Here is a 26449-nt window from a genome sequence, read left to right as displayed (position 1 = left end):
GGGTGATCGCGGCTGACGAGCAGATTTCTTCACAGGTGCTTGACGAACAATAACGCGGAAAATCCGCAACGGGAGAGTCAAATGTCAGAATCTGAATACAAGCTTGGTATCGCTCAAAGCCTGATTGGTCGCGGCAAGATTTCCCGTCGCGACTTCATTCATCTTGGGCTGGCCGCTGGGCTGACGGTCACCGCTGCGGACAAGCTCTTCGTCAGCACGGCCCGGGCCGAACCGCTGCAGGGCGGCTTCGCCAAGCTCGGCATGGCACATGGCGCGACGACGGATTCGATCGATCCAGCCGGCTACCCGGACACATTCACACAAACCGCGTTCTCGGGCTCGATGTCCAACAGCCTCACCGAGGTCGACGCGAAAGGCAACGTCCAGCCGGACCTTGCCGAGAGCTTTGAATCATCGGACGGGGCCAAAACCTGGGTCTTCAAGCTGCGCAAGGGCGCAACCTTCCACAACGGCAAGAATGTCACGGCGGACGACGTCGTGGCTTCGCTGCGCTATCATATGGGCGACGAAACCAAATCGGCGGCGAAGCCGCTGCTTGAGCCCGTAGCCAGCATCAAGGCGGACGGCCCGGAGACGGTTGTCTTCACGCTCAAGAGCGGCAACGCCGACTTCCCCTACATCATGAGTGACTACCATCTGGTCATCATGCCGGCCAAGGACGGCAAGGCGGATTGGGGATCAGGCGTTCGCACCGGTGCTTTCGTGCTCGAGAATTTCCAGCCCGGTGTATCGGCCAAGCTCAAGCGCAATCCGAACTACTTCAAAAACGGCAAGCCCTATCTCGACGAGGTGGAGTTCATCGCCATCACCGATCTCGCCGCTCGCATGGCCGCGTTATCGACAGGGGAGGTGGACTATATTGGCCGCGCCGACCTCAAGACCCTAGGCATGTTGAAACGCAACCCCAAGGTGGAGATCGTCGAGGTCACCGGCTATGGCCATTATACGTTGCCGATGAATGTCACGATGGCGCCGTTCGACAATCCGGACGTCCTAATGGCCTTGAAATGGGCGATCAACCGTCAGGAGATCGTCGACAAGATTTTTCTCGGCCACGCCACCGTGGCCAACGACAACCCGATCGCGCCGGCAATCAAATTCGCCACGAATCCGCAGCCGCAACACAGTTTCGATCCGGAGAAAGCCAAGCATTATCTGAAAAAGGCCGGAATGGAAAAACTGAAGGTGGACCTCTCGATCGCCGATGCCGCTTTTGCAGGCGCTGTGGACGCGGCTGCGCTCATCCGCGAAACGGCCGCCCAGTGCGGCATCGACGTAAACGTGGTGCGCGAGGCCGAGGACGCCTATTGGGACAATGTCTGGCTCAAGAAACCTTGGTGCGCTTCTTATTGGAGCGGTCGCGCGACGGCCGACTGGATGTTCACGCAAGCCTTCGCCGCGGACTCCAGCTGGAACGAGTCGTTCTGGAAAAATCCCCGCTTCAACGAGTTGCTTGTCCAGGCGCGCGCCGAGACCGACGAGGCCAAGCGGGCGGCAATGTATGCTGAGATGCAGCAACTGACCCATGATGATGGCGGCAGCATCGTACTGGTCTTCAACAATTTCGTCAGCGCCAAATCCAATAAGCTCGCACATGGCGAAGTGGCGCCGAACTGGGAGAACGATGGACTGAAGATGGCCGAACGCTGGTGGATCGCCACTGCGTGAGAGTGCGGGCCGGACCCGCGATGGTTGCGAGGGTCCGGTTGGCCCCGGTGTGCCCTGCCGGATGTGGGAGGGCAGCGGCCGCAACGGGAAATGCGTACCCATGAACCCCGTCGCAAGAACGGTTCTGCAGCGCCTTGGCCTCGGCCTGGTCACGCTGTTCATCGTGTCCATCATTATCTTCTCGGCGATCGCAATGCTGCCGGGCGACTTCGCCAAGGCGACGCTCGGGCAATCCGCGACACCCGAAACGGTCGCCGCCTTCCAGCGAGAAATTGGCATCGACCGTCCGCCTGTCGAGCGCTACTTCGTCTGGGTCGGGCAGATGCTCCACGGGGATTTCGGCTCTTCGTTCGCGAGCCGCACCGGGTATCGGCGCACCGTGGCCGAGATCATCGCGCCGCGCCTCTACAATACGATGTTCCTCGCGTCGATGACCGCGCTGATCGCAGTTCCGCTGGCCCTGGGACTTGGCATCCTCGCTGCGCTCTACCGCAATGGCTGGTTCGACCGGCTGGTGAACGCAGTGACGCTGACAACCATTTCGTTCCCGGAGTTTTTCGTCGCCTATATGCTTGCCTACCTGGTCATCTCGCGCGACACGTTCATCGGATCCGAGTTCGCACAATCCCTGCCGCACTGGCTCGCAGTGTCACTGAACTGGATACTCAACGCAGTTCCCAAGTTCCCGACCTTGTCCAACGTGAACGACCAGACGCCATTCTGGAATCACGTCTGGAGAGTAGCTTTGCCGGCAACCACGCTTACGCTCGTCATCGTCGCCCACATGATGCGCATGACACGAGCGGCGATCATCAACATGCTGGCAAGCCCCTATATCGACATGGCGCGGCTGAAGGGAATGTCGCCCATGGCCATCGTACTCAGGCATGCCTTGCCCAACGCATGGGCTCCGATCGTCACGGTGGTGGCGTTCAATCTTGCTTATCTGGTCGTCGGAGTGGTCGTTGTCGAAGTGGTGTTCGTCTATCCCGGCATCGGTCAGCTGATGGTTGATGCGGTCAAATCCAGGGATGTTCCGGTTGTCCAGGCCTGCGCCCTGATTTTCGCGGCGACCTACATCCTGCTCAATCTGACTGCCGACATCATTTCGATCGCCACCAATCCAAGGCTCTTGCATCCACGATGACCAGCTACGAACCCATCGCTCAGGTTCACAGGCTGAGGCGCTCGCGCGCCACCCGGGCCAAAACGGCGCTGAAGAAGGCACCCTTCAGTGCCTGGTTCGGCATCCTCGTCATCATCGGCTATGTCATCGTTGCGGTGTTCGCGCACTGGATCGCCCCATACGGCGAAACGCAGGTCTTCAGCGAAGCCTTCGCACCGTGGAGCCAGCAGTTCAAACTGGGAACCGACCAGCTCGGCCGCGATATGCTCACACGCTTGATTTACGGTGCGCGCAACACCATCGGTATCGCCGTCGCGACCACACTGCTGTCCTTCGCCGTCGGCGTCTCGCTCGGCCTTCTTGCCGCATTGTACAGGGGATGGCTCGACCAGATACTGTCGCGTGCGGTGGACGTGTTGATGTCGATCCCAAGCCTGATCTTCGCCCTGGTGCTGCTTTCGATCTTCGGGTCGTCGATCACCAGCCTGATAATCATCATTGCGCTGCTCGATTCCACCCGCGTCTTTCGGCTCGCACGCGCCGTCGGGCTTAACGTAGCAGTGATGGAATATGTCGAGGTGGCGCGATTGCGCGGCGAAGGCCCGAAATGGATCATCGCCAAGGAAATCCTTCCCAATGTCATGCCGCCGCTGGTCGCGGAGTTCGGCTTGCGATTTTGCTTCGTATTCCTCACGATCGCGGCACTGTCCTTCCTGGGCGTCGGCATTCAGCCGCCGACCGCCGATTGGGGATCGATGGTGCGCGAGAATGCAACCCTGATCACCTACGGCGATGTCACGCCGCTGCTGCCGGCCGGCGCGATTGCCCTCCTCACGGTATCCGTGAATTTCGTCGTCGACTGGTTCCTGCACGCAACAAGCGGGTTGCGGGATGAAAGGTAGCGGTCCGGCCTCGCGCGAAAAAGGTAAGGATCTACTTCAGATCCGCAATCTCCATGTGGAGGGCTTCTCGGACGAGCGATGGCATCCCATTGTCCGCGGGGTCGATCTGGCGCTGAAGCGGGGGGAGGTTCTTGGCCTGATCGGCGAGTCAGGCGCCGGCAAATCCACCATTGGCCTCGCCGCGATGGGTTACGCCAAGCCGGGCTGCCGTATCACACAGGGCTCGATCCTGTTCGACGGGCTCGATCTTCTGGCACTCAGCGAAACAGGGCGGCGTCGCCTCAGAGGCTCCCGTATCGCCTATGTCGCACAAAGCGCCGCGGCCTCTTTCAATCCGGCCCACCGGCTCCTCGACCAGACTGTCGAAACTGTGGTGGCGCATGGGATTGCCAGCCGAGAGAAAGCGAACCGGAGTGCCGTCGATCTTTATCGGCGTCTTCAGCTTCCAGACCCGGAGACCATCGGCTTTCGCTATCCTCATCAGGTTTCCGGCGGACAGTTGCAACGGGCAATGACCGCGATGGCGATGGCCTGTCGTCCGGACCTCATCGTCTTCGACGAGCCAACGACGGCGCTCGATGTGACGACGCAGGTCGAAGTTCTCGCCTCCATTCGCAATGTCGTGGAGGAATTCAACACGGCTGCAATTTATGTGACGCATGATCTGGCGGTGGTGGCGCAAATGGCGGACCGCATCATGGTTTTGCGCGATGGACTTACCGTGGAGGAGGCTGAAACACGCCAGATGCTCGCCTCGCCCAGCCAGGAATATACCAAAACGCTCTGGGCCGTGCGCAAGCTCGCCAAGCCCGAAGTTCCGGCCGATGAATATCTGCTTACGATAGACAACGTCACCGCGGCTTACGCGCGGAGGGTCAAGGTGCTCCAGGATGTCTCCATCAAAGTTCCACGTGGACGAACAGTGGCTGTGGTCGGCGAATCCGGTTCCGGGAAATCGACGCTCGCTCGCGTCGTTACCGGCCTGTTGCCGCGGCTTTCGGGGTCGATTTCCTTTGCCGGCCAGGCCCTTTCCAAGACCCTGGAGACCCGCCCAAAAGAGATTCTGCGTCGCATACAGATGATTTATCAAATGCCCGACAACGCGCTAAATCCGCGCCAGACGGTCGAAGAAGTCATAGCTCGGCCGCTTGAATTCTATCTTGGCCTCAAGGGAGCGCAGCGGGATCGGCGGATCGGCGAACTCATGCACATGGTCGAGATGAGCGAAACGTACTTGGATCGTGTGCCGGCCGAACTGTCGGGGGGCCAGAAGCAGCGCGTTTGCATCGCCCGAGCGTTGGCCGCCGATCCGGAACTGATCATCTGCGACGAAATCACGTCTGCGCTCGACCAGATTGTGCAGGAGGAAATCCTCAAGCTGTTAATGCGGCTTCAGCGCGAGCTCGGCATGAGCTACATTTTCATCACCCATGACATTGCCACCGTGCGGGCGATCGCCGACGAGATTGTGGTCATGCACCAGGGGAAAGTCGTTGAGCAGGGATTAAAGAGCGAAATTCTCACGCCGCCGCATGCCCCCTATACCGAACGGCTTTTATCCTCCGTGCCGGAAATGGATCCGGATTGGCTGACAAGGCTGCTGGCCAGCCGGGGCTGAGGACGCATTGTTATTCAACGCGAATGAACGCAAGCTGCGGATCGGGCGGCATGACAGGTCCTCCGAAACGCCCTCATTGAATCGGCCTGGTCGGTCTTCCGCCGTGCCGCCTTGACACTGACGGATGCGCGACCAGCGGACTTCCGCTTCGCTTCCACCAGCCGACAGGGCTAAACTGGCATAGAACGACAATCGCAGGATTTTGGCTCAAGTGAGCCCGTGCCGGACGAGGTGGCGAACGACCGGGGAAAACATCTGCTGGCCGATATAAGACCCGATGTTCGCATTTTCGAAGATCGCTTGGGCGGTAACGGCATCCTCGACTATGGGGATACCTGCCTCGCGCGCCTGAGCCATCATATCTTCGGCCGCACGGCCCTGACCCTTGCCGACAATTGTCGGCACAGGCGTTTCGCCCTTGACGTAGCGCAAGGCCACGGCGCGGTCGCCTGACACCAAGACGATGACCGCGTTTTTCACACCTAGCTTCGCAGGCTGCATCACTGCTTCGCGCCGCTGTCGCTGCTGTTCACGGCGGATCAATGGATCGCCTTCGAGATCTTTGTGTTCGCGCTTGTATTCGGTTGTTGTCATGCGCATGTCCCGTAGGAACAGCCAGCGCTGAATAGGAACATCGATCAAGCCGATGACGATAAAGGCCAGGGCGGCGGCAGTCCCGAGAGGTGTCATCACCGCCTTGATGGTCGGCTCCAGGCATGTCTGACCACAGCCTGGCGCATCGAAGAGAGGCTGTAGCCAGGCGATCAGGATGAATACGAAAAGGCTTGCCAGGAACACCACCTTGACGAGGCCCTTGGCGAACTCGATGACATTGCGGAGCGACAGGATCTTCTGAAGGCCCTTCGCCGGGTTTATGCGATCGAACTGCGGCTTGAGCGGCTCGAACGAGAAGACCGGCCCGAACGTGGCCAGCATGCCGAAGGCTACGGTGAGAACCACAACGATGCCGACTAGCGGCAATGTGGCAAGCATCAGCAATGAGAACGAGTGGTGGATGGCACGCAGGCTGACCTCCTCGAAAGAGCCGCCGGGCACCGTCACAGTCTGCACGAGTTCCGAAAGATATTTGAAGAGCAGCGGCCAGCAAAAATAGAGATAGCCAAGCGCTGCGAAAAGAGTGAAGCCGGATACCAGGTCGCGGCTTTGCGAAACCTGGCCCTTGCGGCGGGCGTCACGAAGCTTCTTGTCGGACGCCGGTAATTTCTTTTCCTCAGCTTCTTCGGCCATGTTGCAATCTTACCGCACTATCGTGGTTCCAGTCGGCCGATGCCCTGTGTAAGGTGGGACAGGCTTGAATACGGAGAGGTGGATTTGCGGTTGCGTGTCGTATTCATGCCAGTCGTCGTCGCGCTGGCGCTGAGCGGTTGCCAGACGACCCAAACCGGCTCCGTGCAGGCCAAGGCGCAGGGCCCATCGTCTCAATCCGAGCGCCTGATCAAGCTTGCCGACGATATTGATGCGCGCGGAGAAAGTGATACCGCCATCGCGCTCTACCAGCGCGCCGCAGCAATGCCGGGCGCCAAGGCGAGCGCGTTCGTCAAGACAGGCGACGCTTACATGCGGGCAGGCTATCCTGCCGATGCCGCCAAAGCTTATCGGGCCGCGCTGGCCAAAGCTCCCAATGACGGGGGAGCAATGCTTGGGCTTGGCTCGGCGATGATGGAGGTAGGCGATATCGATGCAGGCATGCGCGCGCTTGCGCAGGCAGCGCCGCTGGTCAACACCAGCGGCGCCTACAACCGATTGGGCGTTGCGCAGACTTTCGCCGGGCAGACAGGGCAGGCGCAGGAGACTTTCGCCCAGGCGTTGAGACTTGCGCCGGGCGATCTTGACGTCGAGACCAACATGGCATTGGCGGCAGCCCTCGAAGACAATTCCGCTGCGGCGCTGCCGCTGGTGCAGAAAATTGCCGCCGCTCCCAATGCGCAATTGCACCACAAGCGCAACATTGTGGTGGTGTACGGGCTTCTTGGCCAGGCCGACCAGGTCAAGGCCTCGCCGCCAATCGGGCTGACGACCAAGGAGGTGGCCACCCTGCTTGCCCGCGCAAGAACCATTCGGCTGAAGGGCAGCACTCAGGCCAAAGCGAAGGCGCTCGGCTCCATCCTCGGCTAGCGAATCGGGCCGGAGGGCCTGAAGCGATCTTCCGCCAAGCGCGACGCGTAGGGTGACACTACGCGGGCGAATACCGCGCCGGCTCACTCGACTGGGAGCGTTGTTTGCGGCACCGACGGCGCGCTGTTGGCGCCGCCTATCGGAGCCTCCTCGCCATCGAGGTAGCGACGGGCCGCGCGCGCGGTCGGTGCCGCCGCCGCCGGGCCCATGCGGCGGCCTTCTACGAGGTCACGCTGGCTTTCGGACATCCGCTGAAGATTGAAGGCATTGGCGCAACCGGGCGGCAGATGGGAGCCGACGCCGGAGACGATCGTCAGATTCGTCTTGGCAGCAGAGTTGTCGTCGTCGGCTGGCTCGGCCAGACAGGCATCGGGAGCAAGAACTGAGCCGCCGACACCTTTCTCGGAGCCGCCTGCATCCGTCGAAACATAGTTGTAGCCAGGCGAATAATCCTGCCGCTGTTGCGGGCTGCTCGCGCAGCCGGCCAGAACCAGCGCTGGAACAACGCAGAAAAATGCGATGGGGGATGTCATATCCGGTCCTCGTTACTTGATGATCAGACCCGTCGCCGATGCGTCATTGGCGTGCTTGCGGCTGCGGTGCTTGGCTGCCGGACGATCAAGCGGCGTGGCGAGGCTGTCGCGCACCGGTTCCACCAGATAGGGCGTAATCAAAATGACCAGTTCGGTCTCTTCGTGCTGGAAACGCTGTGATTGAAAAAGCGGGCCAAGCACCGGTACATCGCCCAGCACCGGAAACTTTTCCAGATTGCGCGAAGTCCGCTGCTGGAAAAGGCCGGCGATCGCAAATGTCTGACCGCTCGCCACTTCGACCGTGGTGTCGGCCTTGCGCACGACGAAACTCGGCATGGCGAAACCGTTGGCGCTTACGGATCCGGTCTCAGATAGAGAACTGACTTCCGGCTGGACATGGAGCGCGATGCGATTGCGGCCGATCAGCGTCGGGGTGAAGCCGAGGGACACGCCGAAGGGCTTGTATTGGACGGTGACGACGTCGGTTCCTTGCGGGATCGGAACCGGAATTTCGCCACCGGCGAGAAAGCTTGCCGTCTGACCGGTCATGGCCGTCAGGTTCGGTTCGGCCAGTATCTTGACGATGCCGTTGCGTTGCAGGGCTTCGATCAGAATGTCGAAGTTGAGGCCATGCGCCTGGTCCATGTTCAAACCGAAATTGCCGTTCCCAGAGGGCACGCCATTGTCCTGGAACATGTTGAATTCGAAGCCGCCGCTCCTGTAGCCGACAGACCAGTCGACGCCGTACGACTGCAGCTCCGTGCGCGAGACTTCGGCGAAGCGAACCCGGATGTTGACTTGCTGTGAGCCCTGCACGGTCATGTTGTTCAGCGGCGGCTGTTCCGGCGGCGAGAAGGTCCGGGCGACATTGTCCAGATCCGTTGCCTCATCGACGCCTCGCGCCTCGCCTGTGGCAACGATGCGGGTGCCAAAAATGTGGAGATTTGTCGCCGAGCTCGGCTGCATTGCTTGCTTGGCTTCGGTAGCAGGCGTGACATCGGGGGTGACGCGGAACTGGGCCGTTGCCTCGATCCGCTCATCGGCCGTGACCGCAATGAGGTTGGTCAGGCCGGGTTTGAGGCCGAACACATAGACCATGCTCGGCGACACGACCTGAAGGTCCGCGATCGTGGTATCGGCGATCAGCACGGATTCGACCGGGTCATTGAACCGCAACAGGCGTCCTTGCCCGACCGGCAAGCCGATCGTTGGTTTGCTCGGCAAGGGCGATATGTTCTGTGCTGTCGCGTCGGCCCCTATGAGCAACAACGCCAGCAGAACGCCAATCGTCGCGATAGCGAGCCGGCCTAAATCTGCCCGCCTGGCGAAAGCGGCTGATCCAACGCCTGCCGCGGTACTGTGGAATGTCATGCCGTTCCTCTCCTGAATCCCCGATGTCCCCATCCGTCCGGCTGGCGTCAGGAGGGTGCCTCCTGCGCGGCTTTCGCCTGAGCCGACGGGAGCGGCTGGGAGACGATGCGCGCGCTGGCTTTGCCGGAGCGGCCGGCGATCGTGGCCAGCGGCTGGACATTGAATTCCTGTGCGAGCTCCTGGAAGGACAGAACCGGAAGCTCGATGGCATTGTGTGTGAGCAGGCTGCGCATGTGACGGCGCACATCCATCGCGGCGAGGACGACCGGCGAGACGTCGGTGGTGTTCTGCGACAGGGCTCGCTCGATTTCGGTGATCAAAGCCTGCGCATCATCGTCCGAAAGGTTCAGGAAGGTGCCGGTCGATGTGCTTTGCACTGCGTTTCGCAGGATATCCTCGGCCGACCGCTGCAGCACATAGGCGGCGATGATGTTGTTGCGGCCGGCGCAGCGGAAGCTGATCTGACGCTTCAAGGATGTGCGGACATATTCCGTCAGCAAGACGACGTCCTGTTCGCGTTGTCCCCATTCGATCAGGGCCTCGAGGATAAGGCGCAGATTGCGGATCGGCACGTTTTCGCCGACGAGCCGGCGAAGCACTTCCGCGATCTTCTGGAGCGGCACGATCTCCTGCGCCTGCCTGACCAGATCGGCATAGTCCGGTTCCATGTCCGAGAGCAGCCTGCGTGTCTCCTGAATCCCGACGAAATGGCCGGCATATAGACGAAGTGCATTGCCGGTCCATTTGGCCGCTGTTTGCACCGGCGTTGAGAAGACGAAGCCGGCCTCCTTCAATGCCGACAGGTGGCTGTCATTGGCCCACACGAATTTGCGCTGACCGGCAATCGGAGAACCTTTTTCGTAGGGTATTTCGAGCAGATCGAGATGCGTCGTGTCCGCTTCGACAAGAACACGGTTGGCACGAATTTCGGCATCCAAGATGGGCGCACCTTCCAGATCGACACGGACGCTTCGTGGCGAAAGCATCTCGTCGACGTGCATACCGATGGCCGGAACGTCGACACCGAGATCACCGAAGAGGTCGCGGCGCACGCCGTCGGCGAGCGCGGCAAATTCGAGCTCCGGGACCAAGCGTCCGAGCTCGGTTCCGAAGCGCACGACGACGCGGTAGGACGGAGACAGTGTTGCGGTGGAGATTGCCGAAAGCGACGCGGAATTCCCCCGCTGTGCAGGCGCGGCGATATGGCCGATATCTTGAGCCTCGGATTCCTGGGCGGTGCGGCGATTGATTGCATAGGCGCCGGCTCCGCAGCAGGCACCAAGGACTAGGAAGGCGATGGAGGGGAAGCCTGGCACCATGGCAAGGCCGACCATGATCACCGCGGCGAGCGCGAGCGCGCGGGAGTCGCGCAGCAGCTGGCTGGTTATTTGCCGGCCAAGATCGCCCGTTCCGTCCGCGCTGCCGACGCGCGTCACCATTGTGCCGGCGGCCAGAGCGACGAGCAGTGCAGGTATCTGCGCCACCAGGCCGTCGCCCACGGTGAGCAGCGTGTAGGTCGCAGCCGCGTCGCCGATCGACATATCGTGCTGCAGCGTACCGACTGCGAAACCACCGATCAGGTTGACCAGAATGATCACAATGCCTGCGATCACGTCCCCCTTGACGAATTTCATGGCGCCATCCATTGCGCCAAACAGCTGGCTCTCGCGCTCTAGCTGCTGGCGCAGTTGGCGTGCCTCCGCCTGATCGATGTCGCCGTTGCGCAACTCGGCATCGATGCTCATCTGCTTGCCCGGCAGCGCATCGAGCGTGAAGCGCGCGGCCACCTCGGCGACGCGTTCGGCACCCCGCGCAACAACGATGAACTGCGCAACAGTGATGATCAGGAAGATGACGAGGCCCACCGCAATGCTGCCACCGACGACGAAGGTGCCGAAGGCGGCAATGATCTCGCCTGCGTCGGCCTGGAGCAGGATGAGTCGCGTGGTCGTGATCGTGATCGCCAGCCGGAACAAAGTGGCGATGAGGATGACCGACGGCAGTGACGAAAACTGGAGTGGATGAGAAACGTAGAACGAGGCCAGCAGGATAAGCACGCTGATGGCGATGTTTGCGGTGATGAGAATGTCGACGAGAAACGTCGGCAATGGAATGAGCATCATCACCACCGCGACGAGCATCAGGATGGCAATGACCAGATCGCTGCGGCGTGACAGCCTGGCAAGAAATTGCATCAGTCGTTCCGAGACGGTCATCCGACGCCTCGTTGCGACAGGAAGTTAAGCAAGGCACTGCGCGCCTCCGTCTTGCGCCCCGCCACGAGCAAGGCGCGGCTCTTCAGCAATGTAAGCACCGGGTGATCCATTCCTTCCAAGGTCTCCAGCCTGGCAATCGTGGCAAGCGCCTTTTCCGCCTCGCCATCGAGTATGAGAAGGTGCGCCAACGTTCTGAGGACGCCGGCATTTCCCGGCGAGAGCTGTGCAGCAATAAGCAGGTAGGCCGCGCCCCGCTTTGCCTGCCCGTGACACCCGTAGAGATAGCCTAGGACATGCAAAAGATGCACGGTGTCACGCGGCTCGGTCAGAGTTCTATCCTTCCTGCATGCGACCAAGCAGATCGCGATGACGCTCGATTTCATCCTCCATCAGCGTTCTGGCGAGCGTCTTGAGTTGCTCCCCGCCCTCCAGGCTTGGGACCAGGTGCGTTACAAGATGCTGGAGAATAGGCACGGAGCGACGCAGGATGGCTGGTTCGGGAATATTGGGCATGACGAAATTGGCGAGTATCTCGTCGAGCGACTCGCCGGCCGCACCTTGAGAAGCCTGGAATTCCGCCGTTTCCGGCCTTTCTGCACCGGCGGCTGATTTCGTCCCCTGAGCACGGTTTGCTGCTTTGTCGACCCCATTCATCCGCCGCCGGCTGATGGCCTGGCCCCGCACACCTTCCGCCTGCCGCCCCTCGCGGCCCGCCGTGTCAACCCGTGCCGTGTCGAATCGTGCCGCTTCAAGCCGCCGGTTCACGGATATTTCAGCGCGACCGTGGCGCCGCCCTTGGTCAGGAAAAGTTCGGTTTCGCCGATGTGTTTGACGGCCCAGCCGTCATCGGTGAATGCACCTTCGTGATAGCGCGCCCCATCGGCTGCGATGACGTAGGGCCGCTCGCCATACCAGATCGCCTGCAGCCTCAGGCGCGGGGCCTGCTGCGCATTGCCAACCATGACGTTTGAGATGAGGGGAAGGTAAGCGCCGAACGACTGATCGAACCAGGATTGCGTTTGTGCCCAGACATCACTCTTGTCATTCGGGATCATACCCGAGACCACGAGGCGTCCCTCCGATTGCAGAACCGTTAATGTGCTTATGCCGGATTGCTCGAGGCGCAGCTTGAGCTGGCTTTCCGCTTCGGCGGCAGTGTGGATTTGCGCTGGCGATGAATCGTCCAGGATTTTTTCCCCTGCCTGGCCGACGAAAGCCACTCTGACTGGTTGCCCGTCTTGAGAGGACGCCTTTGCGCCAATCTCTTGCTTGGCGAAAGAAAACCCGTTCGCGGCAACGGAAATTGCGAGAACCGCACAGAGAACGCTGCTCGCGACCAGCAGCGGGCGATTGGCAAAGGACCATCGATTGGGTACGCGTTGCAGGCTGACCAGCTTGATGCGCGCCTCGCCAACACTTATGGTGAGCGGCAGCCTGCAGCGGCTGCCATGTCCCTCATGGATGGTCTCGCCCGTGGCCAACGTGATATCGCCGCCGACGGCTTCGATTTCAACTTGGCTGCCCTTGCGCCGCAGCCTTGCGTGAATCGGTGCGATGCCGGCATCGCGCAGGACAATGTCCGACTCAGTGCTGGAGCCGATCGTATATTGTGGCTCGACCAGACTGACTTCGGCGCCGGCGTGAAATCCGTGGGTCACGCTCAGCGCAATGGAATGTCCGGTTTCCGGAGAGGGGGCGATGATCGATCCGAGTCGGCGCGCCGGCGCTGCTGGTTCCAGATGTTTGGTGATAGGACGAGCGGTCATGCCACTTCATCTCCCGCCGATGACCATTTCAAATGCGGCCTGATGACGGCGCTGAAAAAATTGCGCCGTGCAAAGTACGCCGCCGGGTGCTTGCGGCGGCGCATGGTTCGGGAATCCGCCGCCTTAGGCCTTTTCAGCCGACTGGCCGAGCGTCCTGGCGGTGCTCATCAGCATGTCATGCTGGGATTTCGCGATCTCTTTCGTGATCTCCAGGCCAAACATGCGCTCCTGGTGCTTGATCATCTTGTCCAGGTTCTGTTCCGGCGACCCTGCTGAGCCGGAGGTAATGGGAGGGGTAGCAGCCATCATTGTCTCCTTGAGGGACTATCCAAGTTGCAAACTCCGGACTCACATCGCTGCAGTCCGGAGGGTTGCGAAGGCAGCTTAAGGCAGCATGGCCGAAAATGAAAGTCCAGTTGGAATATTTGAGACACTTCGGTTCCAACTGTTGCGTCGCCTGTGTTCAAGGAGTACCTTGGCAGGTGGGTGAATGGGGTTTCAGAATGGAAAAAGGTCCTTTGGCCGAGCTTTTGGTCGAACGGTTCGAGACTATGCCACCGCAGTTGCGGGTCGCCGCACGTTTCGTGCTGGATCATCCCAAGGATGTCGCACTGATGTCGATGCGCGAGCAGGCGCACCAGGCCGGCGTTTCGCACAGCACGATGATGCGGCTGGCGCGATGGATTGGCCTTGAAGGCTACGAAGATATGCGCAGCCTTTATGCGCGCGCGCTGCGCGAGACCATCGCGGGCGAGCCGGCGCGACAGGGTATCGGACAGCATGGCGATCCGGGATATTCGACTGCCGGCGTCGTTGCCGACACGCTCGCCGCCCAGATCTCAAGCCTTGGCGAATACGGCAACGCCATGCAGTTCATCGCGGCAGCCGGTCTGCTCGCCCGGTCACGCGATCTGTTCGCTGTCGGCTCGCGCGCCGCCTATCCGGTCGCGAGCCACTTCGTTCACATCATGTCCTTGCTGGCTGGCACCGACTGCAAGGTGACGCTTGTCGGCGAGATGGCCGGACCGGGCCTGGATGCCCTCCAGCACGCGGGACGCGGCGCGGTACTTCTTGCGGTGGGCCTATCGCCCTACGAGCGCACGACGATCGACGTTGCGCGCCAGTCGGCTCGGCAGGGCATCGGCGTGGTGGCGATCACCGACAGCAGCGTGTCGCCGCTGACACAGATCGCGCGGGAAACAATTATCGTTACGTCAAATTCGCAGTCGTTCTTCCGAAGCATGGCGCCGGCGTTCGCCGCCGTCGAGATTCTGGCGGCGCTGGCGGCAGCGCAGTCTGAAACGAACGCCGCAGAACGGGTAAAACAGTCGGAAGAGCAGCTTGCTGCTTTCGGCATTTATTGGAAGCCCCCTCGATAACATCCGAAAGGTTGCGATCGGGCGGGCGTGACGGCAGCCAGGCTGCCGGCAACGTTAATTTCCGGAGATCTTCCTCATGGTTCGCCCGATAACGCCCACCAAGCCGCCGGTCCAGCCGCAAAAGGTCAATGCCAAGGCAAACGCCGCGCAGATAGCGCGGCTGGAGGCCCAGGCTGCCAAGCTGCGGGAGCAGATCAGGCTTGCCAACAGGATGGGCGAGCGTGATTGGGCGGCACAGGCCCGCCAGGAACTGGCCCATGTGAGCACGCAACTGGATTCGCTTCAGTCGCCGCCGGTTGCGGCTTCGGCAGCGCCGAGTGTCAACGTCGTCAACGCCAGCAACGGCACATCCGTCAATGGCAGGACGGTGACGCCGGCTCTCTACACGCAGACCGATCTCGCGCTGGCCGCGACACCGGTGAAACTGGATGGCAGCACGCCCGAAGACAACGGCGCGGAAGCGACGGCTGCGCGCAACATTGTCAGCGACGTTACCGGCGGCAAAAGCATCGACCAGATTGCATCTGCCCGGGGCGTGACGCGCGAACAGGTTATCGCCGCGCTCAGGTCCGGCGGGATGACCGTTTCGACCGCTGACCCGAGCGGCAATGGCGACGTGCTGACGACGAAGATCACGGATGCCAGCGGCCGCACCATCACGCAATATTACGACTACCAGCACGACAGCTACTACACGAGCGTGGAGCAACCCAACGGCACGGCAACCACTACGCCGATCCGGGATGGGCTCGGGCGCAAGGAAACCAGCAGCCATAATCCCGACACCGGTGCCATCACGACGCGTTACGAAGACGATCTGCGCACCGGAACCGTCACCGAGCGGACCACCTTGCCGAACGGCGCTTCGGTGGAAACCGTTACACCCGGGAACGGGCCGGCCTTGCCGGTCACCACCGTCAACGGTCCAGATGGTGGCAAGACCGTCCTCGCTGCATCTCAGGATCCGGGCGGGGCACCCACCCAGGGCATCAAGGATGATCTCGCGGACGGCAAGAGCATCGAGCAAATCGCGCAGGAAAGGGGTCTGACCAACGAGCAGGTGATCGCCGAGCTGCAGGCCGCCGGCTATCAGGTCACGACGCGCGAACCGACGAGCGACAATGGTGACGTGCAGTCGGTTGAAGTCGTCGATCCGCACACCGGCGACAAGACCGTCTACTATCACGACTACCAGCATGATGAGCGCACCGTCGTGACGACGTCTGACGGCAAGGAAACGACGGTGTCGGAGGACGGGAACGGCAGGACGCGCAACAGTGTTCGCAACACCGAAACGGGCGAGACCACAACCACAATGGTCGATCCGAAGGCCGGAACTGAAACCACGATCGTCACCGAGAAGAACGGTCGGGTGACGACAACGACTACCGAGGAGATCAATGACGGCGAGCCCGTCGAGTACGAGGTCAAGCCAGGCGACAACCTGACCCTGATAGCGCAGCAATATGGCGTGTCGCTGGACGATCTGAGGAGAACGAACCCCGAGCTCTTCAATTCCCCTCGTGACCCCGACATCATTCACCCGGGCGAAAAGGTTACCATCGAAAACGGTACCCGCACGACCGTGGAAGTCACCTTCAACGGTTATACGCTGACCACGAGCCCTGATGGCAGCATGACGCTGCACAACAACACCACCGGGACCGACCTGAAGATCGAAGCAGGAAGTACGCAGGAGGCGTTGGCCAGGACGCTGTTGGCGGTGAACCCAAACAGCAGTGATGCCACGGAGGCAAAAGAGGGCGAGGTCGTAAAGACCTTCGTCGAAGGGCTGCTGGCGGGTGAAGCCTTGCCCAGTCTCATCGACGCGGCAGAAGAAGCCGGACAAAACAAACAGGACCTGATCGAGAGATATGGTCTAGGTACCGTCGCCACGCCCGAGCTGGACGGTGAGAACAGGGTTGTCAATCCATTCGGCGATCCGCCGCAGGGTAATGCACCCTCCGGCGGAAAGTGGACGCCGATGAAGATCGATGGCGTCTGGACCTGGGTCGATCCCGAGGTGGCCCAGGCCATCATTGCTGAGAACATCGCGCTGTCCCAAATTACAGAGACGCGAGCTCTGGCCGGTCAGCGGCAGGAACAGTTCAACGTCTATATGCTCGACTCCGCCTACAAGGATGCTGTTGATGGGGCGCAGACAGTTATAAACGAGGCGTTGGCACCCCATGGTCTGCAATGGACCCCGCAGAAACCGGAAGGCACGCTTGCCGATGCGCAGGAGCGGCTTACCAAGGCCAACACCTTGCAGCAGAACGCGCAGGATGCCCGTGGCGAATATGAGACTGCCGGGCGCATTCTCGCCGACGCCATCACCCAGCAGAGCGAACTAGCCCCGCTGATTGATCCCAATGCAGACGTTGCATCCGCGCAAGGGCAGCCAGGTCCCAATCGGCAAACGCAGTACGCGCAAGGCCTCGCGGATCATGCGGCTGTCGATCAGCTGTTCTCCGAAGTCGGCCTGCATCTGAGCAAGGGCGACAAGCTCACCATCGACTTCCTGGTGGGGCAAGCCGAGCTTGACGGCATTCCGACCGACTCGAAGGAATATCAGGACCTCAAGGCGCTGCAGACGACAGCAGGCAATCAGCTCGAATTGGCGGAAGCCTATCAAAGCTACTTCAACGCCCATGCCGATGCTACGCAAGTGGGTGCGCAGCAGACGGACCTCGAGCAGAGACTGCTCGCCGAATATAATAGCGAGCACCAGTTTCTGTTCGAACAGGGAAAGAAACATCAAAGGGTCAGTGGCGATTATCTGGGTCTCTTCCAATCGCAAAGACTTGAGGTCCGCGACGGCCAGCTGTGGGTGGTCAACCAGTTCGAAGAGGGCACGACCGAGCAGCAGCTCACCTACAATCTGAGCGAAACGAACATCAGGGATGAGTACCGCGATCGGCAACTCAACAAGGACTGGCAGCAGCTTTTGGGCGGCAGCAGTTCCACCGGGCCGGTGTGCACGGCAAATGGCCTGGAAGCGGTGAGGGCCAGCGAGGCGCAGGCGGCGCAGAATCTCAACGATGTCCTGGATCGGCAGCTCGGCGACAGCATTGAAGACCTGAACTCCGAGCTGTCAACGCTGCAGACCAACTTCAACAATGCGTTGACGGAGCACGGGCCAGGAACAGTCGATGCTCCTGAAGGCACCCTGCCCAATGGCGTGCAGCCTGTCGAGATCAACGTCGGCGGACAGACAATCAAGGTGGCGCCGGAGGTTGCCCAGACATACAACGAGATAGGGATCGATGCGTTGACCCAGAGCGGGAAGGCAGTCTGGATCGACCTGGATACAAAAGATGACGATGCCAGTGGACGCTGGGTTGATCCCGAACTAGCGGTCGCCAAACTCAAGCTGGACGCGACAAGGCTTCAGATAACGCAGGCCGAGGAGCTGCGCGGGCTGGTGCAAGGCTTCAGCGACTATCATGAGCTTCGGTCCACCGATCCCTCGTTGCTGGTTGACCGCAACAGCACGGTGGATAAGACCTATCTAGACGAGCATGAGCAGCAGACGCTTGACGGCATCTATCAGCCGAAGTTCCAGCAACTGCTCGACAGCGGCTACGACAACGAGTTCCGTGAACAGCGCGGCACGGTCCTTGAGGAGACGGTCGCCAGAACGCTCGGCATAGATCGTTCGACCGAGGAAGGTCGCGAGGCGATCGAGAATGTGACGGAAGAGATCCGCGACATCGGCGGCGACAATCCTTATGTGCGCAGCGTGCCGATTTTCTATGTTGACGATGAGGTCGGGACACAGCAGGTCGCGCTGTTTGCTGTGCGTGACGGAGACGGCAACACTCGCTATGTCGATGTGACCGGCAAAAAGTTCGACGACCTCGGAGATTTCCAGGACAACAACAACCAGTTCGGCGAAGATGGCAAGCTCGTCGTCCCCAAGGGTCTGGAGATGAAGGCCGGCGATGACGGCAGGATCGAACTGGAAGTCGTCAAGTCGCGCAATGTTTCTGCTTGGGACAAGGTCGTCGATCCGCTGGTTGGCATCGGGACGGGTATAGCCACCATTCTGTCGTTCACGCCGGCCGCGCCGATTGCAGCACCCTTGGCCTATACGGGCGCTGCCTATCTCGGCACCCGAGCGGTCATAAACCAGGTCAACCATCTGGAACATGGCGGCGAGTGGGACGATACCGAGTCGCTGATGAATGTCGCCAGCGTGGCAACCACGGTTCTGCCGATGGCTTCCAGCGGTCTGCGCACCATTGGATTAGCAGGAAGGGAAATGACGGCCGCCGGATTGGCGGGAAAGGAAATGACGGCCCTGCAGGCCTTCCGTGGCAGCATAGGCGCAACACGGTCCAGCTCGCCCCTGGCGCTCGAAACCCGAACCTACATGCAGTCGACCGCCGGCCTGAACAAGCTGGCGTGGGGAGCGGATGTCGGCTCCGTGATTGTCGGTGCACCTTTGCTGGCGACATCGGCCTACGATCTCGCCGTCAACGGAGACCAGATGAACGGTCTTCAGCTTGCCAACGCGCTTACGGGCCTTGGCACCGGCATTGCCGGCACGGGCCTCGGCATTCACGGTCTGCGGACACTGCGACCTGGAACGGGCACGCAGGCAAGCGCCAATGGTCCCGGCGCCAACCAGCCACCGGGCAGCGGCGGACCGCACCAGCCGCCGCCATGGTCCGACGGCAGAGGACCACGCCAGCCGCCTCCGGCGCTGGAACCCGGCCCCTCCGGACGTCCGATGAATGTCTATGAAATTGGCGCCGACGGCGTTTACAGGCCGACGGGGGAGCGGGTCTTCCAGGATCCCAACCATCCTGTCATACCCGGAGAAGTGATCAAGACCAGCGATGCCAGCGGTGACGGTCCGACGATGCTGCCGGGCCGCGATCCGCATGGATCGACCGGGCGCAATTCAGGGCATCCCGCTGATAGCGATCCCATCATTGTGCCGAACAAGCCGGCAGGAAAAGACGACACGATGCGCCTCGTCTGGGATCCGGAGACGCGCAGCTTCACCGGCATGCCGGAACCCGACACAAGCGGGCACATCTACACCAGTGGCAAGGATGCCAAGACTCCCTCAGCCTATCTTGACGGGCTGAGCGTCGAGCAGCTTGTAGCGCGATACGAGGCAGAAAAGAGCTATTATTCGAACCGCGAGTTGGCCGAGCGCTACGGCCCGGATGGCGTTCAGATACCGCGCACGCCGCTCCGCGACATACTGCCCGACTTCCGCATCGGCGTCACATTCCGGACGCGCTTGAATACGGGCCAGGGCTTCGACATCGGCTCGCCGACGGTCGCGGCCGTGGGCTTCGGTATTGGGACAAAGACCGATGTCGGCATGATCGGGTGGTCGGTCGTCGACAGCATCAGCCAGCGCAGCCTGACACCATTCACGGATGCGCTCGGCACTCAAGGCGTCGTATCCTACCGGGCACGGGAATACAGGAACATCACCGGCCTTCAGGCCGGTGTCTGGCCGGTGTCCAATCAGACGGCTTTCCCGGTTCGCAGCAGCGATCTTTCGGCGGCGGCAACCAAGGCGATATTCAGCGATGCGACTGGCCACAACGCCAAGCCGCTGGATGCTGCCATCGTCGGCGTGACGCCAGACGGCGAAGGCACCGTGATCGAGATGACCTATACGCCTTCGCTCAAGGGCGAGGAGGTCACGCTCGCCCCCGGCCAGCACGATTTCCTTGGCGTGCCGGCGGAAAACAGCGCTGGCCACGTCAAGCTGGAAGGTGCGCTTCCGTTCGACCGTGTCATGACCGAAACAAAGGTCGGACTGCGGCTGCCGATCGTGGCCAATCATGTCGGGGCGGTCGACCAGATGCCACGCGTCGGCTTCGAGAAGCGCCCGGAAGTGCCCGTCAAGGACACGCTCCAGCCGGGTGACATCGTGTCGAAGCAGACCTACGACCAGATCCAGTCCGCTCTCGGCTCGACAAGCCTGAAGATCCAGTTCGCGGTCGAGGATCCGGCGAAGGCGTCCGAACTCATCGCAGCGATCGGACAGGGTGATGGCATCCGGTCGATCCGCGACCTCGTCAAATCTGGTCAGATCGATCCGTCGAACACAGTTTCGTTTGTTGATGAACCGACGCTAAGCGGGTTGCGGCTTTCGGCCGTACCGGGCAAGGCGCCCACGGCAGACATCGTTTTGCTGACCGGGGAGAAGGCACGCGTCGTCAATCCCGAGGCGATGCTGGTCGACATCATCTTCAACGACCGCAACAGGCTTCCCGGTGTGCTGGGTTTCAATCCCGACCTGACGATAACTTCCGCGGCCTATAAGGTGAAATCGACGGTACAGTCATGGCTGCCGGCGCGCTTCAGTCCCGACGAGACGCCGCAGCCCCGTTATATGCCGAGCGCCGGCAACATCTATCAGAACCTGTACGGTTCGCACGGCACGCCGGCGACACGCTACACGCTTTCACTGTCGACACCTCCTCTGCCTGCCGGGGCGGTGGCTTTCAGTGCTGAAGTGAGAATCCAGTACAAGTCCAAGGCTGCCAAGATCGCTCCTTCAATCGCCAAGGATGAAACAGCGACGCTGACCTTCGATCGAGCCGATGGACAGAATGAAACGCTGACGGTCCCGGCCTGGCTTGCTCATGCCTTAGAAACCTCGCGTGACGGCGCGGCGACAGCCATTCCGAAGGGTGGCAAGGCCTCCCTGGAGCAGTTCCTCGGCGAACTGGAAAAGAAGGCGAGACCCGACCAGCGCGCGGCGATAGAGCAATTCCGGACGGAATTCGGCCCGTCGATCGTCGATGGCGGCTTCGTGCGCCAGAACGTTGCCGACGGCGTGCTGACGTTCCTCTCCTCGCAGGTGGGCAGCCGCCGAAGCGGACCGATCCAGATAAGGGACGAGAACGGGCAGTCCGTGACGGCAACCCGTTACGGACCGCTGCCAAAGAGTGTGGAGAACATCTATGTGCCGCCGGCCGACGGGTCCAGGGCGCATGGCGACGAACCGGAGTTGGTGCATAGATCGCATATCCTGTTCCGGGATCCGGAAACCGGAGAGCCCTATGTTCTGCCATGGATACGTGGTGCTTCTGACGACCATGTGCCGGGGAGCCTTGGGCATCCCGATGAGGGCAATCAGCCTGTCGAAGGCGCGGGCGACCCTACAAGACCGTTGCGCGGCAATGTCGGCCCGTTTGTGTTCCGGGCCGATACCCGCTCGCCAACCGAGATTAGGGACGCGGGAGGCTTCTCACCACCGCCCCCGACAGGAATCTGGGTGGACAATCCGCAAGGCATCGCCCTGAGCAGCTATGTCATGGGCAATACCCATGGCCGTTTCGTCGGCACGAGCCAGTCGATCTCGGGAGCCAAGGCTTTCGTTTCGGAAGAGTCACGAGCCGCGCGGCAGCAAGGTTACACTTATCTCTACACGCTGAATCCGAGCAGACCGCGCCTCCACGTCCCGACTGAATTCGAGGCAATGGGCCGACCCGTCGGCGACAGGATGGCCCGCGTAGACGAGACCGCAATCGACGGCAGCATACCATGGAGCGAGGTCTATGGCTGGCGGACCATGGATCCGGACGGGAATTTCGTCGGTGAATTCACGCGCAATGAAGATGCCGTCGCGCCCGGCACCTCGACACAAAAACGCCCGCAGGTCATCTTGCGGCCGGCCGACGAGTTCTGGGATGTCAATACGCCAGCGCCGACCGAAGCGCCGCCGCCCCCAGTGGCCGAGGTGGTCAGCAACGAAGCCCCGGCTGTGACTGGCGAAACGCCGCAGGCGGTGAATATTGCTGCCGAAACGCCGACAGCCGCTACATGGCCGCCGGTGCCCGACCGGGGCAGGGCGGTTTTTGACCCTGCCAGCGGAAAGATCGTCAGCCTTGAGCTTCCGGTGAGCTCCGCCGCGGAACCAGGATATGCGGAACCGGTGCGAGCGCCGACCGGGCCGGAGGTCAGGGCGCTTTCAGCCGATCAGATTTCCGAACTGACCGGCACGCAATTGCACGCCATCAAGCCGGAGCACATCGCCAAGCTGGCGCCCGAGCAGGTTGCTGCACTGAGCCCCGAGCAGATCGGGCAGCTGACGTTTGATCAACTTGCGGCGCTTCGACCGAAGCAGTTGCGGGCGCTGAGTGCCGAACAGCTCCAGGCGATCAGGCCAAGCAGATTGCAGGCCGTTGCCCCTGGCCGTATCAGCGGTTTGCGACCGGATCAGGTCGCTGCCTTTTCACCCGAGCAGCTTGCTGCCTTGACCATTGAGCAAGTGCGCAAGCTGACACCCGACCAGATCGCCAAGCTCAGTGATGAGCAGCGCAATGCGCTTACGTCGGAACAAGTCGCCGCCATGAGACCTGCCCAATTCGGCCATCTCGATGCGACCCAGTTCGCGGCGTTGGACCCTGATCTCGTCGCAGCACGCGATCCCGCGACAACGGCAAAGCTGTCGCCGGACCACATCTCGGCGCTTATGCGGGAGCAGCTTGGCGCTCTGACCATTCATCAGATCGAGGCGCTGACGAAGCAACAGATAGCGGCGCTGACGCCGAAGCAGCTTGGCGAGCTAAGCCCCGGCCAGTTGCGCAAGTTCACGCCCAAGCAGTTTGCCTGGATGTCGACGGAGCAAACAAACGCGCTTTCCGTGCTGCAGATAACGACCTATCGGGCGACCCATAAAAAGGCGATGACGCCGGATCAGGGCACCAGCGTCGATCTGGCCCTCAGCCATGCCAGGATGCGGGAAAACGCTCAGGCGCTCGCCACCTTTGGCGGCATGTCGACCACCTCCTACATGTTGTGGAGTTCGTTGCCGCCAACCTGGACCGCCACCGCCGGATCGGTGGCATTTGGCGTGCGAGGCATGGTTTTCGGCGCGCAGGCGCTCTTCCCCAACGCAACCGCAAGTCACAAGCCGTTCGGGCGATTCCTCAACGCGCTCGGCGGAGCCACATTCATTGCCGCAGCACCAGGTGCCGCGACCGGGATGATCCAGGGTAAGGATCTTGTCGTCAACAGCACGTTCACGCTCGGCAACATCGTCTATGGCACGAAGTCGATGCTGCAGTCGTTCACCGGCAGACCGGTGATCCGAAACCTGGCCGAATATCTGGCTGGACCCGGCTATGTGCTTGGCTGCGCTGTCTACACGGTGCACTCCTGGCCGGCGCCGATCGCCACAGTCGCCGGCACCATGTTCACCTTCGGCTGCGCGGAATTCTGGGCGTCGGCCATAAGGACGGACCGGATGAATCGCCGTTCAGTGCCGCGAACCGATGCTGATATCGCGGCGGCGGAAAAGTCCGACAAGAGATGGGCTGCATGGGATCGGTGGACTCTGGGCATCACCTTCGGCGTTGGAATGCTTCTCTTCTCGCTGGACGCCCTGCTCGCGGAGCCTTGGGAGGGCGCGAAGACGCCCCCTCCACCCGATCCGAAAAAACCGGATGGCGATGCCTCGTCCCAGCAACCCGATGATCCTTCGGATGTTCCAGGTGGGCCGCAGACCCCGGTGGAAGATTTCCCGCAACTGGTCGTGGTCACCGATGATGGCCTGAATTTGCGGACCCGGCCCGACGGGGATTCGACCGTGGGAACCGTTCTGCAATCCGGCACATTCGTCCAACAGACCGCGAAGCCGTCGCCCGATCCGTCAGGGGAGACCTGGATACCTGTCCAAGGTTTCGGACCGGACGGCGAAACGCATAGCGGCTGGGTTTCCGGCGACTATGTCGAGGCTCATGCCGAGGGCAGCAGCAACCCTGAGGGCCGCACGAACCCAACGCTGGAGAAAGACGGCTATCAGTGGGTCGAGGTCAAGGACGGCGACAGCATTCGCCTGATCGCCAAGACCCATTCTGCGGATGTGGCGGACACGGTTGTGCTCAACATGGATCATATCCTGAGCCCGGACCTGATCTTCTCAGGCGACCGTATCTATCTGCCGGTCACCTCGACCGGCTGAGAAACCGCGGGGCCAAGCCTGTCGTCCGTTGGGTCCTGCGCCTTGCCGGTTCTCGCGGCATAGGCGTTTGCTACGGAGGCGGCCAGCTTTGCCGCCCGCTCCGCTATCGGATTGGATGGTTCGGAAGAATAGGAGGCGGTAAACTGCAAGTCGGACGGGTGCCATTCGCATTCGACGATGCGCAGTTTACCGTTTGCGATATAGTCTTGGACGACTCCCGCGGGCAGGGAAGCTATTCCGATTCCGTTGAGTGTCATCTTGATGGAAGCGGCCAGCGAATTGGCCGGAAATATGCGCGGCGTCTCTTCGAATTCACCGCTGAGCTTGCGGTAGAGTTCGCTATAGGGGCGCGTGGTTCGCGCGTAGCTGATGATCGGAAACTGCATCAAGTCGTTCAGCGTCACCTTGCGTCGATTGGGCAATTCCAATTGCGGCGAGCAGACCCAAACAAGCGGAAAGGACGGCATCCCGATATTCTCGATGCTGTACTCCAGGACAGGGCCCATCAGCACCGCAAGATCGAGCCGGTGTGACATGAGTTCATTGCGAAGGGTCGTCGTTGCATCGACGACGATATCCGTCTCGACAAGCGGATAGTTTGCCTTCAGTGCCTTGAGGAAATCCGGGAGCCAGGTGTGCACGATCGTTTCGGCAACCCCAAGCCTCAGCACCCTCGTCGTCTCTGAAGTCTCTGAAAGAGAGCTGGCCATCAGTTGCAGCCGCTCCGCTACGCGCAGGACCCGTTGGGCAGGTGGTAGCAGCCGTTGTCCTTCGGCGGTCAGCCTGACTGTGCTGCTCTGCCGCTCGAACAGCTTGGCACCCAGCGCTTCCTCCAACCCGGCAATTCGTGTGGATACCGCCGGCTGCGTGGTATTCAGGCGTTCCGCCGCCTTTCGAAAACTTCCGAGAGTCGCCACCAGGAGAAAGGTTTCGAGCTGCTTGATGTTGAAAGGTATCATTACGGTCGATCGCTCATCTGCGGCTTTCCGGGGAGGGGGCGTCGAACCATCAATGCCGTACAATGATCTGGGTACCGATCTTCACTCGGTCGTAAAGATCGATCACATCTTCGTTGGTCATGCGAATGCAACCGGAGGAGTTGGCCTGTCCGACGGTCCATGGCTGGTTGGTGCCGTGGACGCGATAGAGCGTGTTGCCGATATACAATGCGCGCGCGCCCAATGGATTGTTCGGTCCTCCGGCCACGTGCGCAGGCAAGATACGGCCTTTTGATGCTTCTCTGGATCGCATTTCGGCCGGCGGCCGCCAATCTGGCCAGTCCTTCTTTTTCGAAATCGTGTCGCGACCGGACCACTCCAGCCCCTCCTTGCCAACCCCCACCGCGTATCGCAGCGCTTTGCCGCCCCCCAGGATGTAATAGAGGCTCCGCTCCGTGGTGTTGATCACGATCGACCCCTTCGGCTGAGCCTCGTTGAATGTCACGACCTGCCTGGGAATCACTGACCGCCCGGGCACGATTTCTCCGTCCGACGTCAGGCCGGAAGCGCTAGGGGAGACCAGTACATTTCTCGCCCGATCGTATGTCCAGCTTCTAGGGTCATAACCGCTGTTCGATTGGGCCTGCGCCGAAGCGATGGCGGCAAGCGACGCCACGGCGACCAGAACCGATGCACTCAATCCCTCGACAAGACGCGTTGCCACAAACCTCTTGCTTCGAGCAACGCCTGCGGGCAGGTCCAAGTTCGCGAGCAGCCTGTTGTTTGCCGTCACCGAGACCACTCCCTTCCACATTGAACCGACGATTGC

The 26449-nt window shown here is 61.2% G+C and carries 17 protein-coding genes; 7 read left to right on the top strand and 10 right to left on the bottom strand.

Translation table 11 applies throughout. The annotated features are described in order from the left end of the window. Positions 1–81: 81 nt before the first annotated feature. The 4 genes from NKJ55_RS06425 (at position 82) to NKJ55_RS06410 (ending at position 5335) form a co-directional block, all read left to right on the top strand. Entirely contained in the window at positions 82–1689 is a 1608-nt protein-coding gene (locus NKJ55_RS06425; protein ID WP_352449151.1) for an ABC transporter substrate-binding protein, read from the top strand. 100 nt (positions 1690–1789) lie between these two features. Beyond that, positions 1790–2836: an ABC transporter permease gene (locus tag NKJ55_RS06420; RefSeq protein ID WP_352449150.1), complete on the top strand. Its 1047-nt coding sequence runs from the start codon at positions 1790–1792 to the stop codon at positions 2834–2836. Further along, positions 2833–3717 carry an ABC transporter permease gene (locus NKJ55_RS06415; protein ID WP_352449149.1) on the top strand — a complete coding sequence of 295 codons (885 nt, stop codon included), beginning with the start codon at positions 2833–2835 and terminating at the stop codon, positions 3715–3717. The genes NKJ55_RS06420 and NKJ55_RS06415 overlap by 4 nt, the downstream gene beginning before the upstream one ends. Next, positions 3707–5335: an ABC transporter ATP-binding protein gene (locus NKJ55_RS06410; protein WP_352449148.1), complete on the top strand. Its 1629-nt coding sequence runs from the start codon at positions 3707–3709 to the stop codon at positions 5333–5335. The genes NKJ55_RS06415 and NKJ55_RS06410 overlap by 11 nt, the downstream gene beginning before the upstream one ends. A 207-nt stretch (positions 5336–5542) precedes the next feature. Here the strand turns inward: NKJ55_RS06410 and NKJ55_RS06405 are convergent, their stop codons facing one another. Beyond that, positions 5543–6583 (bottom strand): EscU/YscU/HrcU family type III secretion system export apparatus switch protein, encoded by a 1041-nt coding sequence (locus tag NKJ55_RS06405; protein WP_352449147.1) that lies wholly within the window; start codon positions 6581–6583, stop codon positions 5543–5545. A 90-nt stretch (positions 6584–6673) separates the two neighbouring features. On the opposite strand from NKJ55_RS06405, the gene NKJ55_RS06400 reads away from it, so the two are divergent. Beyond that, positions 6674–7471 (top strand): tetratricopeptide repeat protein, encoded by a 798-nt coding sequence (locus NKJ55_RS06400; RefSeq protein WP_352449146.1) that lies wholly within the window; start codon positions 6674–6676, stop codon positions 7469–7471. An 83-nt stretch (positions 7472–7554) separates the two neighbouring features. On the opposite strand, the gene NKJ55_RS06395 is transcribed toward NKJ55_RS06400, so the two are convergent. The 7 genes from NKJ55_RS06395 to NKJ55_RS06365 form a co-directional block, all read right to left on the bottom strand. Then, on the bottom strand, positions 7555–8004 hold the full coding sequence (locus tag NKJ55_RS06395; RefSeq protein WP_352449145.1) for a hypothetical protein: 450 nt from the start codon (positions 8002–8004) through the stop codon (positions 7555–7557). Positions 8005–8016: 12 nt separating this feature from the next. Continuing rightward, complete coding sequence (locus NKJ55_RS06390; RefSeq protein ID WP_352449144.1) at positions 8017–9375, bottom strand: type II and III secretion system protein family protein; 1359 nt, start codon at positions 9373–9375, stop codon at positions 8017–8019. A gap of 47 nt (positions 9376–9422) precedes the next feature. Next, positions 9423–11591, bottom strand: a complete 2169-nt coding sequence (gene sctV, locus NKJ55_RS06385) for a type III secretion system export apparatus subunit SctV (protein ID WP_352449143.1) — start codon at positions 11589–11591, stop codon at positions 9423–9425. Beyond that, on the bottom strand, positions 11588–11899 hold the full coding sequence (locus NKJ55_RS06380; protein ID WP_352449142.1) for a tetratricopeptide repeat protein: 312 nt from the start codon (positions 11897–11899) through the stop codon (positions 11588–11590). The genes sctV and NKJ55_RS06380 overlap by 4 nt, the downstream gene beginning before the upstream one ends. A 25-nt stretch (positions 11900–11924) precedes the next feature. Next, entirely contained in the window at positions 11925–12356 is a 432-nt protein-coding gene (locus NKJ55_RS06375; protein WP_352449141.1) for a hypothetical protein, read from the bottom strand. Beyond that, a complete protein-coding gene (locus NKJ55_RS06370) occupies positions 12353–13357 on the bottom strand; it encodes a SctD/MshK family protein (protein WP_352449140.1) in 1005 nt (334 codons plus the stop codon). The genes NKJ55_RS06375 and NKJ55_RS06370 overlap by 4 nt, the downstream gene beginning before the upstream one ends. A gap of 123 nt (positions 13358–13480) precedes the next feature. Then, positions 13481–13663 carry a hypothetical protein gene (locus tag NKJ55_RS06365; protein WP_126092905.1) on the bottom strand — a complete coding sequence of 61 codons (183 nt, stop codon included), beginning with the start codon at positions 13661–13663 and terminating at the stop codon, positions 13481–13483. A gap of 197 nt (positions 13664–13860) precedes the next feature. On the opposite strand from NKJ55_RS06365, the gene NKJ55_RS06360 reads away from it, so the two are divergent. Together NKJ55_RS06360 and NKJ55_RS06355 are read left to right on the top strand one after the other, a co-directional pair. Beyond that, the gene (locus tag NKJ55_RS06360) at positions 13861–14736 is read left to right on the top strand and encodes a MurR/RpiR family transcriptional regulator (RefSeq protein ID WP_352449139.1); all 876 of its coding nucleotides are present in this window, start codon (positions 13861–13863) and stop codon (positions 14734–14736) included. A 76-nt stretch (positions 14737–14812) separates the two neighbouring features. Beyond that, positions 14813–24682 carry a LysM peptidoglycan-binding domain-containing protein gene (locus NKJ55_RS06355; RefSeq protein ID WP_352449138.1) on the top strand — a complete coding sequence of 3290 codons (9870 nt, stop codon included), beginning with the start codon at positions 14813–14815 and terminating at the stop codon, positions 24680–24682. Here the strand turns inward: NKJ55_RS06355 and NKJ55_RS06350 are convergent. Both NKJ55_RS06350 and NKJ55_RS06345 read right to left on the bottom strand, forming a co-directional pair. Further along, positions 24655–25704: a LysR family transcriptional regulator gene (locus NKJ55_RS06350; RefSeq protein ID WP_352449137.1), complete on the bottom strand. Its 1050-nt coding sequence runs from the start codon at positions 25702–25704 to the stop codon at positions 24655–24657. The genes NKJ55_RS06355 and NKJ55_RS06350 overlap by 28 nt on opposite strands. Beyond that, entirely contained in the window at positions 25691–26413 is a 723-nt protein-coding gene (locus tag NKJ55_RS06345; protein WP_352449136.1) for a L,D-transpeptidase, read from the bottom strand. The genes NKJ55_RS06350 and NKJ55_RS06345 overlap by 14 nt, the downstream gene beginning before the upstream one ends. Between the last annotated feature and the right edge of the window lie 36 nt (positions 26414–26449).

It is taken from the genome of Mesorhizobium sp. M0106 (genome assembly GCF_040322715.1).
Classification (GTDB): Bacteria; Pseudomonadota; Alphaproteobacteria; order Rhizobiales; family Rhizobiaceae; genus Mesorhizobium.
This window is presented reverse-complemented; position numbering and strand designations above follow the sequence as displayed.